The sequence below is a fragment of the Pseudomonas sp. GL_103 genome, assembly GCF_057835175.1.
The window spans coordinates 2,592,595-2,610,091 of sequence record NZ_CM174420.1 but is presented as its reverse complement, the minus strand read 5'-3'; the positions used below and the strand labels follow the sequence as shown (position 1 = coordinate 2,610,091).

Below are 17,497 nucleotides of genomic sequence, written 5' to 3'. Positions count from 1 at the left end.
GGCAATGTCTTCACTGCGGAGTATTGCTGACCAGCGTCATCTCGCGACTGTCGAACTTGAGCCAGGCATCGCTCTGGTCATCGAGCCGTAACCGGTGTGCTCCGGGAGTGTTATAGCTGGCGAAGACCAAAAGTCCAGTTGCCCGCTTGCCCCCCAGCGGGAAGGGTTGTTTGTCGATGAACTGGCCGGGGACCAGCTCCAGCCCCCAAACGGTCATCAGTTGCCGGTAGTCGCGCTGGTATTGATCGCGCTCGGCGAACCACTGCCGCGCCGTGATGCCCGACAACTGCTTGAGCAGATCCGGATCATTGACGGCGATGAAATCCACGGCAATCGGAGTGTCGTCGTTGGCCTTCGGCGCGACGTCCAGGGTCAGGTTATCGAGGTCCACCCGAGGCCCGAAAAACGAGCACCCGGCGAGGGTCAGGAACAGGGCGAATGCAAAAAAACGTGCACACAAAATGAATTTTCCTTTTCTCGGGTCGGTCCAAAATTGTTTTCGCTTGCATTTTTATAGACCTGTTCTAGCGTCTTGGATAGTTCGGTACCCCATGCCGAATGTGCAAGGTTTGTCAAAGGAACGACAGGTCCATCTGCCACCCTTTCTAACCTACGGTCCAGCAAGGGAAAGCGATGAGCGGGCCTCCCGATGCATTGCGCCCGCTCATGCATCGGAGTCAGCCAACATGGCCGAAAGTACTCAGCACAAGCTCGACAGGGTCCGCCCACCCCGGGTGCAAATCACCTACGATGTCGAAATCGGCAACGCCATCGAGAAAAAAGAACTGCCGTTGGTCGTCGGTATTCTGGCCGACCTTTCCGGCAAGCCGCTCAACCCCCTTCCCAAGCTCAATGAACGACGCTTCACCGAGATCGACCGCGACAACTTCAACGAAGTGCTCGCCTCGATTGCCCCCCGCGCCACCTTGCAAGTCACCAACACCCTCACTGGCGACGACAGCAAGCTCAACATCGAACTCAACTTCAAACACATCGACGACTTCGACCCGGTGAAGGTCGTCGAACAAGTGACCCCGCTGCGGCGCCTGTTCGAAGCGCGTCAGCGTCTGCGCGACCTGCTGACCAAGCTCGACGGTAACGATGACCTGGACAAACTGCTGCGCGACGTCATCGCCAATACCGAAGGCCTGCAAGAGATCAAGTCTGCCCGTCCGGATACCGCCGCCCCCGCAGGCGACAGCGAAGCACCGGCCGAACCGCAAGCCTGATCACTCATTCACTTAGGGAGACGTCGCCATGCCCGCTTCAGCCAGCGCCAACACCAGTGAAAGCACCACGCAAAGCCTGTCCTTGCTTGACCGCATCATCGCCGAAGGCCGCATGGCCCACGACGATAGCCAGCAGGACTATGCCCGCGACATGCTCGCGGAGTTCGCCACCCAGGTTCTCGACGAAGGCATGGCCATCGACAAGGACACCGTGGCGATGATCAACGATCGCATCAGTCAGATCGACCAGTTGATCAGCGCACAACTCAACGAGGTGCTGCACCACCCCGAGCTACAGAAAATCGAAGCCTCCTGGCGCGGCCTGCACCTGTTGGTGCAAAACACCGAAACCAGTTCCCGGTTGAAATTGCGCCTGCTCAACGTCACCCAGAAAGAACTGCAGAACGATCTGGAAAAAGCCGTCGAGTTCGACCAGAGCGCGCTGTTCAAGAAGATCTACGAAGAGGAATACGGCACTTTCGGTGGCCACCCGTTCAGCCTGCTCGTCGGCGACTACACCTTCGGCCGGCACCCGCAGGACATCGGCCTGCTGGAAAAACTGTCGAACGTCGCCGCCGCCGCCCATGCCCCGTTCATTGCCGCCGCCAGCCCCCGGTTGTTCGACATGAACAGCTTCACCGAACTGGCCGTGCCCCGTGACCTGTCGAAAGTGTTCGAGAGCCAGGAACTGATCAAGTGGCGCTCCTTCCGCGAAAGCGAAGACTCGCGCTACGTATCGCTGGTGCTGCCGCATTTCCTGCTGCGCTTGCCATACGGCCCGGACACCTCGCCGGTGGAAGGCATCAACTACGTCGAAGACGTCAACGGCAGCGACCACGGCAAATACCTGTGGGGCAACGCCGCCTGGGCCTTGTCGCAACGCATCACCGAAGCCTTCGCCAAATACGGCTGGTGCGCGGCGATTCGCGGGGCGGAAGGCGGCGGGGCGGTCGAAGGCTTGCCGGCCCACACCTTCCGCACCACCTCCGGCGACCTGTCGCTCAAGTGCCCGACCGAAGTGGCCATCACCGACCGCCGGGAAAAAGAGCTCAACGACCTGGGGTTCATCGCCCTGTGTCACAAGAAAAACAGCGACGTGGCAGTGTTCTTCGGCGGCCAGACCACCAACAAGTCCAAGCTCTATAACACCAACGAGGCCAACGCCAACGCGCGGATTTCGGCGATGTTGCCGTACGTACTCGCGGCCTCGCGTTTCGCGCATTACCTGAAAGTGATCATGCGCGACAAGGTCGGCAGTTTCATGACCCGCGACAACGTGCAGACCTACCTCAACAACTGGATCGCCGACTATGTGCTGATCAACGACAACGCGCCGCAGGAGATCAAGGCGCAGTACCCGTTGCGTGAAGCCCGGGTCGATGTGACGGAAGTCGCGGGCAAGCCGGGCGCCTACAAGGCCACGGTATTCCTGCGGCCACACTTCCAGCTTGAAGAGCTGACCGCCTCGATCCGCCTGGTGGCCACACTGCCGCCACCGGTCGCCGCCTGACCTGCCCCCGCTCCCGTCGGCCAGCCCGGCGGGAGTTCCCTGCTTATCTAGCGCGATAACCTTCAGGAGTTTCATGCGATGGATGCAATTATTCTCGACCTCGGCGGCGACATCAAAGGCGACAGTCTGCTCGAGGGCTACAAGGACAAGATCGAAGTCATGTCCTACAGCCACAACGTGGCCATGCAGGTGACCAACGACGTCAGCAACTCGGAACGGACCTCCGGCAAGCCGCACATCGGCGAATTCACGCTGACCAAATTCGTCGACAGCTCCACACCCTCCCTCAACGAATACTGCTGTGCCGGCAAGCCGATCCCGGAAGCCAAAGTCATCATCGGCCGCAACGCCGCTGAAGGCAGTGGTCAACTGATGCCGTTCATCATCTACACCCTGACCAACGTGGTGCTGTCCAACGTCAGCGTCAGCGGCGGTACGGGTGGCAAGCCCGTGGAAACCCTGTCGCTGAACTTCACCAAAATCAAATGGGAGCTGACCGCGCAGAAAGACGACGGCACCAAGGAAGGCACGGCCGCTTCGACCTGGGACATGGCCGCCAACAAGCTCGTCAAGTAACCGGGCGCATCGGCCATGGCAGGCTCCCTCCTCCCGCCGCTGTTCGAGCGACTGGCCGCAAGCGAGATCGACACGCAACACGTGTTCGACCTCCAGGACCTGCTCGACTCGGTCCGCACGGAATTGCTGCGCCTGTTCAACACCCGGCGCGGCCCTCGTGCCCTGACCTCGCCACCGAGCATTCTCGACTACGGCCTCGCTGACTGGACCGCTCTGCAACAGCAGCGTAGCGATGACCGACGGCAGTTGGCGCGGGAAGTGCGCGAGGCCATCAACCATTTCGAACCACGCCTGAAACTGGGCGAGGTTCAGGTCAATCCAGTCCCCGACCATCCGCAGCAACTGAGCATCCGTCTGCTCGGCGAACTGCGCAGCGGCCAACAGCACTGGCCCGTGGCATTTGTCATCGAGAAGGCAAGCGATGGCCTTGAGGTGCGTCATGAGCGACTCGATTGACCCGCAACTGCTTGACTACTACCAGCGGGAACTGACCTGGCTGCGCCATGCCGGCGGCATTTTCGCCGAGCGCTACCCCAAGGTGGCCAGGCGGCTGGAGTTGTCCCCCGACGAATGCCCCGACCCCCACGTCGAACGGCTGCTTGAGGGGTTCGCACTGCTGGCCGCCCGCCTGCAACGCCGGCTCGATGACGACTACGCCGAGTTCAGCGATGCCCTGCTCGAACAACTCTATCCATTGGCCATGCGCCCGCTGCCGTCCTGCGCCATCGTGCAGTTCCAGCCGGACCCGAGCAAAGGCAATCTCGACGGCGGCTACCCATTGCCTCGCGACACGCCGCTGTTCGTCACCACCGACAAAGGCGAAAGCATCCACTTTCGCACCAGTGCCCCCGTGCGTCTGTGGCCAGTGGAAATCACTGAGGCGTTGCTGCTGGGCAGCGATGAAGCCCAGGCCCTGACCGGCGTTGTCCAGGCGCGTTCGGCGTTGCGCCTGGGCTTGCGCTGCCTTGGTGACAGCCAGTGGTCAACGCTGGGCATCGAACAGTTGCGCGTCCACCTGTGTGCGTCCCCGGTGGTCAACGCCTGCCTCTACGACCTGCTCGGCGCCCATGCCGTGAAGGTCCTGGCCGGCCCCGTCGGCAGCGTGCCGAAAGCCCTTGCCGGACTGCCGCAAATCGTCGGTTTTGCCGACGATGAAGGTTTGCTGCCGGACGAGGACGGCGTGCACCCCGGCATGCGCCTGCTCGCCGAGTACTTTGCCTTCGCGGACAAATTCAACTTCTTCGACCTGCCCCTGGCGGGCGCCACCAGTGACAGTCAGGCGCTGTATCTGTACATCGTCTTCGACCGCGCCCCAAGCAACCGCCTGCATCTTCAGGCCAGCGATCTTGCACTGGGCTGCGCGCCGGTGATCAACCTGTTTCCGCGAACCTCGGAGCCACTGCGCCCGGACGGAACACGCAGCGAATACCGCCTGGTCGCCGACAGCCACCGGGAAAACAGCGTCGAGATCCATAGCATCCGGGCGATGCGTGCCACTTCCAGTCGCGGGGTTCAGCGAGTGCCGGCCTATTACGGCAGCCAACATGGCGGTGCCGATAAACAGTGCTACTGGCATGCCCGCCGTGTCAGCGGCATGACCCCCAACCGCCTTGGCACCGACCTGCTGGTGAGCCTGGTCGACACCCGATTCGACCCTTTGTCCGAGGCCGTCGACTACAGCCTCACCGCGGAACTGCTGTGCACCAATCGGCACCTGGCGCAAAGCCTGCCGGCCGGCACACCCTTAGGCTTTGAGCGTCCGGGCCCGGTGGCCTGGGCACGCCTGCGCAACCCGCCCAGCCCGCAAAGTGTGCCTCGACTGGACGGCGAGTCGCGCTGGCGGCTGGTATCGCAACTGACCCTCAATCATTTGTCGCTGGTCGAAGGGCCACAGGCGCTGGATGCACTCAAGGAAATCCTCCAGTTGCACAACCTGCGTGACGAGGCCAGCGCCTGGCGGCAAATCGAAGGTTTGCTCAGCCTCGCTTGTGAACGCGTCATCGCCCATGTCGGCGAAGACGCCTGGCGTGGCTGGCGCAATGGGCTGGAGGTGCGCCTGCAACTCGACCCGCAGCATTTCGTCGGCAGCAGCGCGGTGTTGTTTTCAGCGGTGCTTGCGCAGTTCTTTTCGCTCTATGCCACCGCTAACCGTTTCGTGCGCACGGCGCTGGTTCAATCAGACAGGGAGGTGAAGACATGGCAACCCCAAGCCGGCATGCCACTGTCCCTCTGAGCCTGAGCCAACGACTGCGTCGGGATCCCCAGGGCTTCCAGCTGTTGCAGGCGCTGTTGCTGCTCGAGCGCGAACATCCGCAAGCCGAATCCCTGGGCAGTGGCACCGCCCCGCAAGCGGAAGCACTGCGCCTGCGCGGCCCGTTGACGCCGCTGTTTGCCGCCAGCGAAATCGAAAGCCTGACCCAGGAGCCCGGCCAGCAACCGGTCCTCAGTACCCCGGTGTTTGGTCTCGGCGGTCCTGACGGCCCGCTGCCCTACGCCTATCAGGAATGGTTGCAGCAACGCGCGCGGGCCAAGGATTACGCGCCCGCTGAGTTTCTCGACCTGTTCCAGCACCGGCTGCTGAGCCTGCTGTACAAAGTGATGCGCAAGCACCGGATTGCCGTGGGGTTCACCGTACCCGGTGCGTCTGCGGTGCAGTCGCAGTTGCGGGCCCTGACCGGGTTACTGCCCAAAGCCTTGCGGGAGCGTCAGGCCGTACCCGATTGTGCCGTGCTGGCGTGCAGCGCGCTATTCGCCGACGGGCGCCGCTCCCTCGCCGGCTTTGCAGCCATCGTGCGCGAGCAATTCGAACTGCCGGTAGAACTCGGTGCCTATGAAGGTGCCTGGCGCGAGATCCCGCCCGCCAGTCGCAGCCGCATGATCCCCGGCGGCCGCAATCTGCAACTGGGGCGTACGGCAGTGGCCGGTACCCGGGTCTGGGATGAACATGCCGGCATCCGCTTGACCCTTGGCCCGCTGACCTCTGCCCAAGCGGCGCGGTTCCTGCCCGATGGCGAGTCCCACCCGGCACTGGCCAGCCTCAGCGCACTGTATTTTGGCCCGGACCTGGATTGTACCCTGGTGCTGTTGGTACGCGGCGCCGGCCCAATCAAACTCGGTCGCCAGGCACCACCACTGCTCAGCTGGAACGGCGGCCTGCAACGCCAGACCAGCCTGGCGGTGCAACGCATCGAAACCCGTCTTCGTCAGCTGGAGATCACCTGAACATGGAACTGGCCAGCCTGATCGGACGCCTCAATCCGGACAACCGCCGCGCCCTGGAGCGGGCCGCGCAACGCTGTCTGCAGCGAGGTCACCACTACGTTGAAATCGAACACCTGCTGCTGGAATTGCTGGACATCGAGGGCGGAGACTTCGCCTATCTGCTGCCGCGCTTCGGCCTGGAACGCGACGCCTTGACGGCAGAAATCAACAAAGCGCTGGAGCTCTTCAAGTCCGGCAGCACGCGCACCCCGGCATTGTCGTCGCACACCACCGGGTTGCTCGAAGACGCGGTGGTACAGGCCAGTGTGCTGGGGCTGGAGAGCATTCGCTCAGGGTTACTGCTACTTGCCTTGATCGACCGCGACGAGCGCCGCAGCCTGTTGCTCAATAGTGCTTCATCACTGTTGAAGATCCCCCGGGAGGCTTTGCGCAGCAATCTGCTGGAATGGACCGAAAACTCTCGCGAGCACGTCGGCGGTAAACGTGCGGTGAGTGCCGGCAACCCGGTGCCGAAACAGGACTCAGTGCTGGACCAATTCACCCAGGACCTGACCGCCGACGCCCACGCCGGACGCATCGACCCCATCGTCGGCCGCGACGGCGAGATTCGCCAATGCATCGACATCCTGCTGCGCCGTCGGCAGAACAATCCGATCCTGGTCGGTGCGCCGGGCGTGGGCAAAACCGCGGTGGTCGAGGGCCTGGCCCTGCGCATCGCTGCCGGCGATGTGCCGCCGTCCTTGCAGGAAGTCAGCTTGCGTGTGCTCGATCTCGGCCTGTTGCAGGCCGGCGCCGGGGTCAAGGGCGAGTTCGAACAACGCCTCAAAGGGGTGATCGACGCCGTGCGCAGCGCGGAAAAACCGATCATCTTGTTCATCGACGAAGCCCATACCCTGATCGGTGCCGGTGGCGCGGAAGGCGGCAGCGATGCGGCCAACCTTTTGAAACCGGCACTGGCCCGTGGCGAGTTACGAACCCTGGCGGCCACTACGTGGCTGGAGTACAAAAAATACTTCGAGAAAGACCCCGCTTTGGCGAGGCGTTTCCAATTGGTGCAAGTCGAGGAACCGGACGAAACCACCGCGGTGGAAATGCTCCGTGGGGTTGCCGCCAAACTCGAGCAACACCACGGCGTGCAAGTGCTCGACGCGGCGATTCACGAAGCGGTGAAACTGTCCCATCGCTACATCTCCGGACGCCAGTTGCCGGATAAAGCCATAAGCGTGCTCGACACTGCCTGCGCCCGGGTCGCCCTCGGCCAGCACGACGTGCCGCCACCGCTCGAAAGCCTGCGTCACCGCCAGAACAGCCTCAGGGATGAGGTCGAACGACTGCGCCGCGAACAGGCCACCGGGCTCGATCACCGCGAGCGCATCACCCTGCTTGAAACCGAATCCGTGGCGAATGTGCAGGCGATTCGCGAACTGGAAGTGCGCTGGAATGAAGAACGGGTTGCGGTACGCGAACTGCTGGAAACCCGCAGCGAATTGCTGACCTTGAGCGAGCGCGCCGACAGCGACAAACCGGACGAAGCCATCGACAGCCGCATCGACCATCTGGCCGCCGAACTGGTGCGCCTGGAAGCCGGGCTCGACGCCATTCGCCAGGACGATCCGCTGGTGCCGGAACAGGTCGATGCAAAAACCGTGGCAGCCGTGATCGCTGGCTGGACCGGCATCCCGGTCGGCAAAATGCTCGCCGACGAAGCCCACGCCGTGCGCACCCTCGGCCAGCGCATGGGGTTGCGCGTCATGGGCCAGAGCATCGCGCTGGGCACCATCGCCCAACGCCTGCAAGCCTACCGCGCCGGCCTCACCGACCCGCAAAAACCGGTCGGCGTGTTCCTGCTGGTCGGCCCAACCGGGGTGGGCAAAACCGAAACCGCTTACGCATTGGCCGACGCGCTATACGGCGGCGAGCGTAACCTGATCAGCATCAACCTTTCCGAATACCAGGAAGCCCACACCGTCAGCCAACTCAAAGGCGCCCCGCCCGGTTACGTCGGTTATGGCAGCGGCGGCGTACTGACTGAAGCGGTACGGCGCAAACCCTATTCGGTGGTGTTGCTCGATGAAATCGAAAAGGCGCACCCGGATGTGCTCGAAGCCTTCTACAACGTGTTCGATAAAGGCGTGATGGAAGACGGCACCGGGTTGGTGGTGGATTTCAAGAACACCGTGATGCTCGCCACCAGCAACGTGGGCGCCGAACTGTTGCTCGACACACCGGCGGCACAACTTGGAACCGATACCTTTAACGAAGCCTTGCACAAGGTACTACTGCAAGCCTTTCGCCCGGCGTTTCTCGCGCGCATGACGGTGGTGGCGTATCGACCGCTGGATGAGGCGACGCTGGAGGGGATTGTGTTGGCGAAGCTGGAGAAATTGCGCGGGCGCTACAAGGCGGCGACTGGAAAACAGTTCGAGTTCGATGCCGGGATTGTGCAGGCGGTGTTGGCTAAGTGCAGTGCTGCCGGGGCCCGGGATATCGAGAATGTTTTGATGACGCAGGTGACGGGGAAGTTGGCGGAGTGGGTGTTGGAGTGAGACATCGGCAGTGCCGCGCTTGGCCTCATTCGGTGAAAGTAGATAGTCAGGAGAAAAACCATGAATTGGGATGACTTGTGCGGGATCAACACTGAAGACGGAAAGGCGATCGACATGAACACCATATTGCACGTCGATCACAACAAGCGAGGTAAAACCGGCATGCCCGTCGGTGATGTTCTGGTCGACATGATGACCAAAGCCGACAACCTTGGCCTGGAAGCCACGCCCAAAACGACACGCTACGGGTTGGCCGATGGTATTGCGTTCCACATCGCGCAATACGTACCGGGCGGCAAGGCGCTGACCATCAAGAGCAAGTTCGTCGGCGAGAAGCGCGGCTCGGCGGTGTGTTTTGAAAACGCGCTGTACGACGACACGCTGATCGCGCAAATCAATGGTATCCAGGGCAACATCATCATTCATCAAGGCATGGCCCCCTGCAAACGCTGTCGGGCGGGTTACAAGAAACTCGCCCAGAACGGCATGCGGACCATCGTCATCTCCAGCGATACGGGATACGACAACGCCCCCAAAGACACGGTGTTCCTGTTTTCGCCCACCGGTTTGGTGTTTTACCGGCAGAAGAAGTAGCTCATAGGTGAACGCATGAGAATCGGAAGCTTCAACGTTGAAAAAAACGGCAAGTCCTCAACACTGGACAAGCAGACGCAAGTCGATTTCTTCATCCACAACTGCTGTTCCAGCAACTATTGGAACGCAGACATTGTTTTCTTGTGCGAAATACATTCAGCGCAAATCGACAACTACCGTTCGAACCTCGCGGCCATCTATCAGAACTACAGCGTGTACTCCTTCACCGGTGGCTATTCGAACGCCTACATTGTCATGGTCAAAAGTTTTGAGGCCCTTCAAGTGTGCAGCCAGGGCAGCCTGCTTGGCTTGAACAGGGATCTGATTGCCGTGGAGGCCCACGGCGTGGGAGGTTACACCGGTTATGTTTTCCTCGCGCATTTCAAGTCCGGACAGAATGGACTGACCAGAAGCCAGCTCAAGTCTTGCACAGCCCTGGGTGGAAGATGGGTCGCGACGGGCGATCTGAACCTGGACTATCAGAACGTCGGACAACTCGACACAGCGGGGCTTGCCTATGAATGCTGGGGAGGCCAACAAACTCAAAGTAAAGGAGGCATTCTCGACTGGGTCCTGGCGTCGGTGGATGTGACAGTTACTGTCGTTGACCTCACTGGGCTTGGGCATGTGTTTGATATGTCCGGCCCCGATCATCGGCCTATTCTTTTCGATGTCACCGGTTGATGGCCAACGGCGGAAGTTTCAATTGCCGCTGTCACGCTGATCCCTAGTTCCACCGAGGCTACTTCATGCCCCGCACCACCGACAGCAACACCAGCCTCTCCCTGACCGCCGCCTCGCTGTCGGCGCTTTACCCTGAGTCGCTGTCCGGCGAAGAAGCGCTCAACGCGCTCGGCTCGCAAACCCTCAATGGCCTCAACGACGGTGCCGCACTCATCCTGTCCACCGCCGTCGCCACCCACGTCACGACCACCCTGCACAACGACGCGAAAACCCGGCCCTTCGACGCGCTGGTCGCCGAAATCCGCCAGCTCCCCGCCGACGCCACTGCCGAACGCTATCAACTCGTTTTACGGCCGTGGCTGTGGTGGCTGACCCTGGCCAGCAACAACCGGGTGTTCCAGAACCTCTCCACCTCAGACATCGTCACCACGATTTTCAAGGCCCACGGCTTCACGGATTTCACGCTGAAACTCACCGGCAGCTACACCCCGCGCGAGTACTGCGTGCAGTACAGCGAAACCGACTTCGCATTCGTGTCTCGGTTGCTGGAGGAAGAAGGGATTTTCTGGTTTTTCACCCACGAGGACGGCAAACACACGCTAGTGCTGGGTGACAGTAATGATGCGTTTGTGCAGATTCCCAACGGGCCGAAAGTCAGCTATCTCGGCCAGCAGTTAGGCGAACGTGAGTTGCACGGCATTCGCTCCGGCCAAGTGTGCATGCAAGCCGTAGCCGGCGTTTATCGGGCAACAGATTACGAATTCACCACGCCGACCACTTCGCTCTACAGTCAGGCCGAAGCAGTCGCGGGGCCTCGCTCGATCTACGAGCATCCGGGCAGCTACAACGCCAAGGCCCGCGGCGATGCGTTGACCAAGCAGCGGGTTGAAGGCTTGCGCAGTCAGGAGAAGCGTTTTGTCGGCGAAAGCGACTGCCGCTGGCTGGTGCCGGGGCACTGGTTCACCCTCGCCGGCCATGATGATACGAGCCTGAATATCGATTGGGTAGTGACGGCGGTGACTCACGAAGCCAGCCACGATAACTACCGCAACCGCTTCGAAGCGATCCCCAAAGCCACGCCTTTTCGCCCGGCGCGAACAACGCCCAAACCACGCATGCACACACAAACAGCCATAGTCGTGGGCAAATCCGGCGAAGAGATCTGGACCGACGAATACGGCCGCATCAAATTGCAGTTTCCCTGGGACCGCGACGGCAAGAACGATGAAACCAGTTCGTGTTGGGTGCGAGTGGTGTTGCCCTGGAGCGGCAAGGGTTTCGGGATGCAGTTCGTCCCGCGCATCGGCCAGGAAGTGATCGTGACCTTTATCGACGGCGACCCCGATCGGCCACTGGTGACCGGTTGCGTCTACAACGGTGACAACGCCCTGCCCTATGCACTTCCGGCCAATCAGACCCAGTCCGGGATCAAGACCCAGTCGTCCAAGGGCGGCGGCGGTTTCAACGAGTTGCGTTTTGAGGACAAGAAGGACGCCGAAGAGGTGTTCCTGCAGGCGCAGAAGGATCTGAAGATCAACGTACTCAACGACACCACTGCCACCGTTGGCCATGACGAAACCCTGACGGTGCAGAACGCGCGCACGCGCACGGTGAAGGAAGGCGACGAGACCGTGACCCTGGAGAAAGGTAAACGCAGCGTGACCATCCAGACCGGCAGCGACAGCCTTGACGTGAAGGACAGCCGCACAGTGAAAGTCGGTGCCGACCAGACCCACAGCACTGGCGGCAACTACGACCACACGGTCACCGGCAACTACAGCCTGACCGTGGACGGCAACCTGACCATCAAGGTGACCGGCACCCTGACCCTGCAAAGCGGTGGCAGTTTTGCGATCAAGAGCGGTGCGGACCTCGCCGCTGAGGCCAGCACCTCGATCAGTCAGAAGGCCGGCACTTCCTTGAGCAACCAGGCCGGCACCTCGCTGGAGAACAAGGCCGGCACGACAATGATCAACGATGCCGGGATCAGCCTCACCAACAAGGGTGCCGCTTCGCAGACCGTGGATGGCGGCGGCATGCTGACCATCAAGGGCGGCCTGGTGCAGGTCAACTGACAAGGAGAACCCATGGCCATCACACCGCTGGACTTGCAGCAGAACGATAAACAGCTCAAAGGTCGCCTGCTCGATGGTCAGCTCGACGGTGCGTTGCACATCAAGGATGACGGGCGCGCACAAGCCGATTTGCACTACAGCCAGGGCGAATTGCAAGGCACTACCCTGCTCTATCACCCCAATGGCAAGGTCTCGGCGCATCTGCCGTTTGTCCGTGACAAGCTGCAGGGGATCGCCAGTTTCCATGCGCCGCAAGGCTGGCTGCAACGCAAGGCTACTTACCGCCGAGGGCTGCTGCATGGCGAGGCGTTCAATTATTTTCCCGACGGGCAACTGGCCGAGGCCGAGTTCTACCGCGATGGCGTGCGCGAGGGGCGTTATCAGCGGTTTCACCCCAACGGAAAAACCGCCGTCGAGGCGCGGTATCTCAATGGTCAGTTGCTGGAACCGGAACAGGGTTTCGCCGCCGATGGACGTCCGCTGGACGCCGAGGGTAAGCCGATCTCGAGGGCACGCTGGTGGTTCAGGCGCTGGAGTGATCCTGTCGAGGCCTGAAGCCTGAAGCCTTGTATTGGCTCAGATGACCCCATCGCGGGCAAGCCCGCTCCCACAGTGATCACTGTTGTTCACAAATACTGCATTCACAGAAGATCCCTGTGGGAGTCAGGGAATGAGCATCTGCATCTGCCCGGGCATGACAATCTTGATCACCCCGGCCCAGTTGCACATCAGGGTGCTGTTGGCATCGATGGCCGGCATGCCGCCCAGCAGCAGGGTCGGCGCCCCGCCCGGTATCCACGGCGTGGCGGTCGCCGGGATGCAGGGCATCGGTGTCAGCACACCCAACGCCGCAGCGGTGGCGGCCGCGACCGTCGGGTTGGCCAGGCTCGTGCACACACCGAAGGGCATGATGTTGACCAGCGGGATGTGATCCATGATGTTCGCCGCCGGCAGGCCAGCGGTCAGTGTGCGATTGACCGGCAGCACGTTGAGCACCGCCGGCGCCGCGCCAAAGCTGCACTGCAGGGTGGCGCTGGCACAGACTTGCGGACAGCCCATTTCAAACCTCCTTCCTGGCAACACCGTGCCCCTGAACCATAGTCCGCCGGGCGTGTTCTCGCACATCAGGAACGATGATTATCCTGCAACACGCTAACCTATAAGACCGTGCCACGCTTGTGGCACTCCTGCCTCAGCATTAGATTAGCCAATAGTTTAAGGCCTCCAGAATAAGCAGAAGGGATAAGCATGGCGCTTAACGACCAGTCCACCCGTATCCGCACCGGCGAAGAGCTCGATGCCAGCCTGATCGATCCGTACCTCAAGGCCCATATTCCGGGGCTCAGCGGTTTGCCACGGATCAGCCAGTTTCCGGGCGGTGCTTCAAACCTCACCTACTTGCTGGAATACCCCGAACAGGAATTTGTCCTGCGTCGCCCGCCCTTCGGCCACAAGGCCAAGTCGGCCCACGACATGGGCCGTGAATTCCGCATCCTCAATCAACTGCGCGACGGCTTTCCGTACTGCCCGAAAGCCTACGTGCACTGCACCGACGAATCGGTGATCGGGGCCGAGTTCTATGTCATGGAACGGGTCAACGGCATCATCCTGCGCTCGGACCTGCCGCCGGAGCTGGGCCTGGATTCGGCGAAAACCGAAGCCCTGTGCAAGAGTTTCATCGACAAGTTCGTGGAACTGCATCGCGTCGACTACAACGCCTACGGCCTGGGTGACCTGGGCAAGCCCGAAGGTTACGTGGCGCGGCAAATCAAAGGCTGGAGCGATCGCTACGAAAAGGCCCTGACCCCCGATGCGCCACAATGGGAAACGGTGAAAGCCTGGCTCAACGACAAGATGCCGGCGGACCATCCGACCTCCAGCATCGTGCACAACGACTACCGCTTCGACAACGTGATCCTCGACCCGAACAACCCGATGCAGATCATCGGCGTGCTCGACTGGGAACTGACCACCCTCGGCGACCCGCTGATGGACCTGGGCAACACCCTCGCCTACTGGATCGAAGCCGATGATCCGGCGCCGGTGCAGATGATGCGCCGCCAGCCGAGCCACGCGCCGGGCATGCTGACCCGCCGCGAGTTCGTCGACTACTACGCCGAACGCTCGGGCATCCGCATCGACAATTTCGACTTCTACTACACCTACGGCCTGTTCCGCCTGGCCGGCATCGTGCAGCAGATCTACTACCGCTTCTACCACGGCCAGACCCAGGACAAACGCTTCGCGCAGTTCATTCACATGAACAAGCTGCTGGAGCAGATGAGCTTGCAGGTCATTTCGAAATCCAGCCTCTGATCAGCGTCATCACAAGGCTTCATAACAAGGGAATCCCATGTCCAAGACTCAGTTGTTCGACCTCGACGGCAAGATCGCTTTCGTTTCCGGCGCCAGCCGTGGCATCGGTGAAGCCATTGCCAAACTGCTGGCCCAGCAAGGCGCCCACGTGATCGTGTCGAGCCGCAAGCTTGAAGGCTGCCAGCACGTCGCCGACGCCATCATCGCCGCGGGCGGCAAGGCCACCGCCGTTGCCTGCCACATCGGCGAAATGGAGCAGATCAGCCAGGTCTTCGCCGGCATCAAGGAACAGTTCGGCCGCCTGGACATCCTGGTCAACAACGCCGCGACCAACCCGCAGTTCTGCAACGTGCTGGACACCGACCTCAGCGCCTTCCAGAAAACCGTCGACGTGAACATCCGCGGCTACTTCTTCATGTCGGTCGAAGCCGGCAAGCTGATGCGCGAAAACGGCGGCGGCAGCATCATCAACGTGGCCTCGATCAACGGCGTTTCGCCGGGGATCTTCCAGGGCATCTACTCGGTGACCAAGGCGGCCGTGATCAACATGACCAAGGTGTTTGCCAAGGAATGTGCGCAGTTCGGGATTCGTTGCAATGCCTTGTTGCCGGGCCTGACCGACACCAAGTTCGCCTCGGCACTGGTGAAAAACGAAGCCATCCTGAACACCGCGTTGCAACAGATTCCGCTCAAGCGCGTGGCTGACCCAAGCGAAATGGCTGGCGCGGTGTTGTACCTGGCCAGCGATGCTTCCAGCTACACCACCGGCGTTTCGCTGAATGTGGATGGCGGGTTCCTGTCCTGATCGTCTGAACAGCACAAATCCCTGTGGGAGCGAGCTTGCTCGCGATGGCGATATCAGATTCAACATCGATGTCGACTGATACTCCGCTATCGCGAGCAAGCTCGCTCCCACAGAGTGATGCCCCCGATTTACTGCGTGACGCAACGAGTCGTGGTGGTGACTCGGGTCACCTGCCCGTCTTCAGCCCGTACATCGCCCAAAACATCGGTTTTATCCATGGCCTGGCAGGTGCGTTCAGGAGGGGGTGGAGTGACCGCTGGCGGGGGTGGCGGGCTGGCGCAGCCGCCGAGGATCGCCACGCACAATGCCAGCGACAAGGGTGAGATAACGCGTTTCCCAAGAGTTTTCATAGGTTGACCCGCGATAAGTGATAGACACATTTTTTGTGACAACAAAACTGGCGCGCAAAGTCCATGCACCTGTCAAAAAAATAAATATCTGCGAATCATTTATAGCCCAGTCCGTGACCAACACCCCTAAAAGCTGACAGTTCTTACATCACCGGATCAGGGCGTTGCAAGGAATTGCTGCCCAGTTCGTAACGCCGGTTTTCGATCAATGCGGTGATCGATAGTGCGTTTGTACCTTAACCCTGCCTCTTCGACCGGGATTCACCAAAGAACAGTCCCCGCTCCCGCGCCCAGACAATCGCCTCGCTGCGACTGTGCACATCGAGCTTGGAATACACCATCGCCACATGGTTGCGTACCGTGTTCGGCGCGACTTTCAGGCGCGCGGCGATTTCCTTGTCGGCCAGACCTTCGCAGATCAGGCCCAGCACATCGCGCTCACGGGCGGTCAGTTGCCCGGCGCTGGCCCAGTCGGTGACATCCTCCATGATCAGCACCAGCGATTCCGGCTCGCCATGGCTGTCGGCCAACACCAGACTGCGCACGCGATGGATCCAGGTACGCTCTTCGTCCGCCGTCGACGTCACTTCCACCAGCACATCGCTGAACGTCTCGCCGCGCGCCACCCGATTGATCGGGTAGCTGTCGGCCGGCACGAGGTGATTATTGCGATAACGCAGGGCAAAGCGTTTGGCATACGCCTTGGCGTTGGCGCCCAGGTCGCTGATCTGCGAGGCACCGTGCATGGCCAGCGCCGCCTCGTTGGCCCACAGGATGCTCTGGTCTGGATCGAGCAGAATCACCCCGTCGGACAAGCTGGCGATGATTTGCTGCAACTGGCGGCGATTGGTATCGGTGCTCAGGACGTCCTGGCTCATGGGCTCACCACACACGCGACGGGCCATTTTGGCCCCTGTGAAGAGTACGACCGCAGCGGTTGATGATCGTGCAGTCTGGCCAGACAACCGACGTAGGAGCTGCCGCAGGCTGCGATCTTTTCTGCATCGCCGAAACAAAACGAAAAAGCTCAGACCAACGCAACGAAAACCCTCCGCTACCGTTCAATGCTCCGCACTTTTCAAGGAGGAAAAAGGAATGCCCGTTGCCGCAAAAGGATCTCGTCTGCGCAAGGCTCGATACTCTGAATCCGGACGTATCTACCTGCTCACCGCAGTCACTCATCAACGCCAACCTGTTTTCTCGGATTTTCGTTTTGGACGCCTGCTTGTCAATCAGCTGCGCGGTGCACAGGAAAGCTCGACAGTTGCTTCCATGGCCTGGGTGGTGATGCCGGATCACCTGCATTGGTTAGTCGAGCTGAAACAAGGCACATTGGCCGAGCTGATGTGTCGCATCAAATCCAGAAGCAGCCGCTCGATCAATCTTGTGCGTGGTGATATGGGCCGTCTGTGGCAGCGTGGTTACTACGACCGTGCTTTGCGCCGGGAAGAAGACATAAAGGACGCTACCCGCTACATCGTCATGAATCCGTTGCGTGCGGGGTTGGTGAAGCGCATTGGCGATTACTCGCTGTGGGATGCCATTTGGGTTTGAAGATCGAAGATCGCAGCCTTCGGCAGCTCCTACGGG

18 protein-coding genes are annotated in these 17,497 nt (G+C 60.9%); 14 read left to right on the top strand and 4 right to left on the bottom strand.

Annotation, left to right across the window (positions count from 1 at the left end; genetic code table 11):
* Positions 1–10: 10 nt before the first annotated feature.
* On the bottom strand, positions 11–460 hold the full coding sequence (locus AC3IP0_RS12035; protein WP_008046672.1) for a hypothetical protein: 450 nt from the start codon (positions 458–460) through the stop codon (positions 11–13).
* A 226-nt stretch (positions 461–686) separates the two neighbouring features.
* Between AC3IP0_RS12035 and tssB the strand changes: the two genes are divergently transcribed.
* From tssB to AC3IP0_RS11980, 11 genes are all read left to right on the top strand, one after another.
* A complete protein-coding gene (gene tssB / locus AC3IP0_RS12030; protein WP_046037250.1) occupies positions 687–1,229 on the top strand; it encodes a type VI secretion system contractile sheath small subunit in 543 nt (180 codons plus the stop codon).
* Between the two features lie 28 nt (positions 1,230–1,257).
* Complete coding sequence (gene tssC / locus AC3IP0_RS12025) at positions 1,258–2,739, top strand: type VI secretion system contractile sheath large subunit (protein ID WP_046037251.1); 1,482 nt, start codon at positions 1,258–1,260, stop codon at positions 2,737–2,739.
* A 78-nt stretch (positions 2,740–2,817) separates the two neighbouring features.
* On the top strand, positions 2,818–3,315 hold the full coding sequence (locus AC3IP0_RS12020) for an Hcp family type VI secretion system effector (RefSeq protein ID WP_008046674.1): 498 nt from the start codon (positions 2,818–2,820) through the stop codon (positions 3,313–3,315).
* A gap of 15 nt (positions 3,316–3,330) precedes the next feature.
* The gene (gene tssE, locus AC3IP0_RS12015) at positions 3,331–3,771 is read left to right on the top strand and encodes a type VI secretion system baseplate subunit TssE (protein ID WP_489319391.1); all 441 of its coding nucleotides are present in this window, start codon (positions 3,331–3,333) and stop codon (positions 3,769–3,771) included.
* Entirely contained in the window at positions 3,755–5,548 is a 1,794-nt protein-coding gene (gene tssF / locus AC3IP0_RS12010) for a type VI secretion system baseplate subunit TssF (RefSeq protein ID WP_489319390.1), read from the top strand. The genes tssE and tssF overlap by 17 nt, the downstream gene beginning before the upstream one ends.
* Positions 5,512–6,537, top strand: coding sequence for a type VI secretion system baseplate subunit TssG (tssG, locus tag AC3IP0_RS12005; protein ID WP_489319389.1), 1,026 nt, complete (start codon positions 5,512–5,514; stop codon positions 6,535–6,537). The genes tssF and tssG overlap by 37 nt, the downstream gene beginning before the upstream one ends.
* Positions 6,538–6,539: 2 nt before the next feature.
* Complete coding sequence (gene tssH / locus AC3IP0_RS12000; RefSeq protein ID WP_489319388.1) at positions 6,540–9,083, top strand: type VI secretion system ATPase TssH; 2,544 nt, start codon at positions 6,540–6,542, stop codon at positions 9,081–9,083.
* 60 nt (positions 9,084–9,143) lie between these two features.
* Entirely contained in the window at positions 9,144–9,677 is a 534-nt protein-coding gene (locus AC3IP0_RS11995) for a hypothetical protein (RefSeq protein WP_489319387.1), read from the top strand.
* Positions 9,678–9,692: 15 nt separating this feature from the next.
* Positions 9,693–10,361, top strand: coding sequence for an endonuclease/exonuclease/phosphatase family protein (locus AC3IP0_RS11990; protein ID WP_489319386.1), 669 nt, complete (start codon positions 9,693–9,695; stop codon positions 10,359–10,361).
* A gap of 65 nt (positions 10,362–10,426) precedes the next feature.
* Entirely contained in the window at positions 10,427–12,436 is a 2,010-nt protein-coding gene (locus AC3IP0_RS11985; protein WP_489327501.1) for a type VI secretion system Vgr family protein, read from the top strand.
* 12 nt (positions 12,437–12,448) lie between these two features.
* Entirely contained in the window at positions 12,449–12,991 is a 543-nt protein-coding gene (locus AC3IP0_RS11980; RefSeq protein WP_489319384.1) for a toxin-antitoxin system YwqK family antitoxin, read from the top strand.
* A 108-nt stretch (positions 12,992–13,099) separates the two neighbouring features.
* On the opposite strand, the gene AC3IP0_RS11975 is transcribed toward AC3IP0_RS11980, so the two are convergent.
* Complete coding sequence (locus AC3IP0_RS11975; RefSeq protein ID WP_046037262.1) at positions 13,100–13,495, bottom strand: DUF4280 domain-containing protein; 396 nt, start codon at positions 13,493–13,495, stop codon at positions 13,100–13,102.
* 189 nt (positions 13,496–13,684) lie between these two features.
* On the opposite strand from AC3IP0_RS11975, the gene AC3IP0_RS11970 reads away from it, so the two are divergent.
* Entirely contained in the window at positions 13,685–14,752 is a 1,068-nt protein-coding gene (locus tag AC3IP0_RS11970) for a phosphotransferase family protein (RefSeq protein WP_046037263.1), read from the top strand.
* Positions 14,753–14,789: 37 nt separating this feature from the next.
* Entirely contained in the window at positions 14,790–15,557 is a 768-nt protein-coding gene (locus AC3IP0_RS11965) for an SDR family oxidoreductase (protein ID WP_008046696.1), read from the top strand.
* 128 nt (positions 15,558–15,685) lie between these two features.
* Here the strand turns inward: AC3IP0_RS11965 and AC3IP0_RS11960 are convergent, their stop codons facing one another.
* Both AC3IP0_RS11960 and AC3IP0_RS11955 read right to left on the bottom strand, forming a co-directional pair.
* The gene (locus tag AC3IP0_RS11960; protein ID WP_157222703.1) at positions 15,686–15,907 is read right to left on the bottom strand and encodes a hypothetical protein; all 222 of its coding nucleotides are present in this window, start codon (positions 15,905–15,907) and stop codon (positions 15,686–15,688) included.
* A 236-nt stretch (positions 15,908–16,143) separates the two neighbouring features.
* Positions 16,144–16,785 (bottom strand): helix-turn-helix transcriptional regulator, encoded by a 642-nt coding sequence (locus AC3IP0_RS11955; protein WP_489319383.1) that lies wholly within the window; start codon positions 16,783–16,785, stop codon positions 16,144–16,146.
* A gap of 217 nt (positions 16,786–17,002) precedes the next feature.
* Between AC3IP0_RS11955 and AC3IP0_RS11950 the strand changes: the two genes are divergently transcribed.
* The gene (locus tag AC3IP0_RS11950; RefSeq protein ID WP_489327499.1) at positions 17,003–17,461 is read left to right on the top strand and encodes an REP-associated tyrosine transposase; all 459 of its coding nucleotides are present in this window, start codon (positions 17,003–17,005) and stop codon (positions 17,459–17,461) included.
* The last annotated feature ends 36 nt before the right edge of the window (positions 17,462–17,497 follow it).

Bases quoted from the DNA above. Each gene is read 5' to 3' on its own strand.
- tssB (WP_046037250.1), top strand. From the start codon at position 687: ATGGCCGAAAGTACTCAGCACAAGCTCGACAGGGTCCGCCCACCCCGG.
- tssC (WP_046037251.1), top strand. From the start codon at position 1,258: ATGCCCGCTTCAGCCAGCGCCAACACCAGTGAAAGCACCACGCAAAGC.
- AC3IP0_RS12020 (WP_008046674.1), top strand. From the start codon at position 2,818: ATGGATGCAATTATTCTCGACCTCGGCGGCGACATCAAAGGCGACAGT.
- tssE (WP_489319391.1), top strand. From the start codon at position 3,331: ATGGCAGGCTCCCTCCTCCCGCCGCTGTTCGAGCGACTGGCCGCAAGC.
- tssF (WP_489319390.1), top strand. From the start codon at position 3,755: ATGAGCGACTCGATTGACCCGCAACTGCTTGACTACTACCAGCGGGAA.
- tssG (WP_489319389.1), top strand. From the start codon at position 5,512: ATGGCAACCCCAAGCCGGCATGCCACTGTCCCTCTGAGCCTGAGCCAA.
- tssH (WP_489319388.1), top strand. From the start codon at position 6,540: ATGGAACTGGCCAGCCTGATCGGACGCCTCAATCCGGACAACCGCCGC.
- AC3IP0_RS11995 (WP_489319387.1), top strand. From the start codon at position 9,144: ATGAATTGGGATGACTTGTGCGGGATCAACACTGAAGACGGAAAGGCG.
- AC3IP0_RS11990 (WP_489319386.1), top strand. From the start codon at position 9,693: ATGAGAATCGGAAGCTTCAACGTTGAAAAAAACGGCAAGTCCTCAACA.
- AC3IP0_RS11985 (WP_489327501.1), top strand. From the start codon at position 10,427: ATGCCCCGCACCACCGACAGCAACACCAGCCTCTCCCTGACCGCCGCC.
- AC3IP0_RS11980 (WP_489319384.1), top strand. From the start codon at position 12,449: ATGGCCATCACACCGCTGGACTTGCAGCAGAACGATAAACAGCTCAAA.
- AC3IP0_RS11975 (WP_046037262.1), bottom strand. From the start codon at position 13,495: ATGGGCTGTCCGCAAGTCTGTGCCAGCGCCACCCTGCAGTGCAGCTTT.
- AC3IP0_RS11970 (WP_046037263.1), top strand. From the start codon at position 13,685: ATGGCGCTTAACGACCAGTCCACCCGTATCCGCACCGGCGAAGAGCTC.
- AC3IP0_RS11965 (WP_008046696.1), top strand. From the start codon at position 14,790: ATGTCCAAGACTCAGTTGTTCGACCTCGACGGCAAGATCGCTTTCGTT.
- AC3IP0_RS11960 (WP_157222703.1), bottom strand. From the start codon at position 15,907: ATGAAAACTCTTGGGAAACGCGTTATCTCACCCTTGTCGCTGGCATTG.
- AC3IP0_RS11955 (WP_489319383.1), bottom strand. From the start codon at position 16,785: ATGAGCCAGGACGTCCTGAGCACCGATACCAATCGCCGCCAGTTGCAG.
- AC3IP0_RS11950 (WP_489327499.1), top strand. From the start codon at position 17,003: ATGCCCGTTGCCGCAAAAGGATCTCGTCTGCGCAAGGCTCGATACTCT.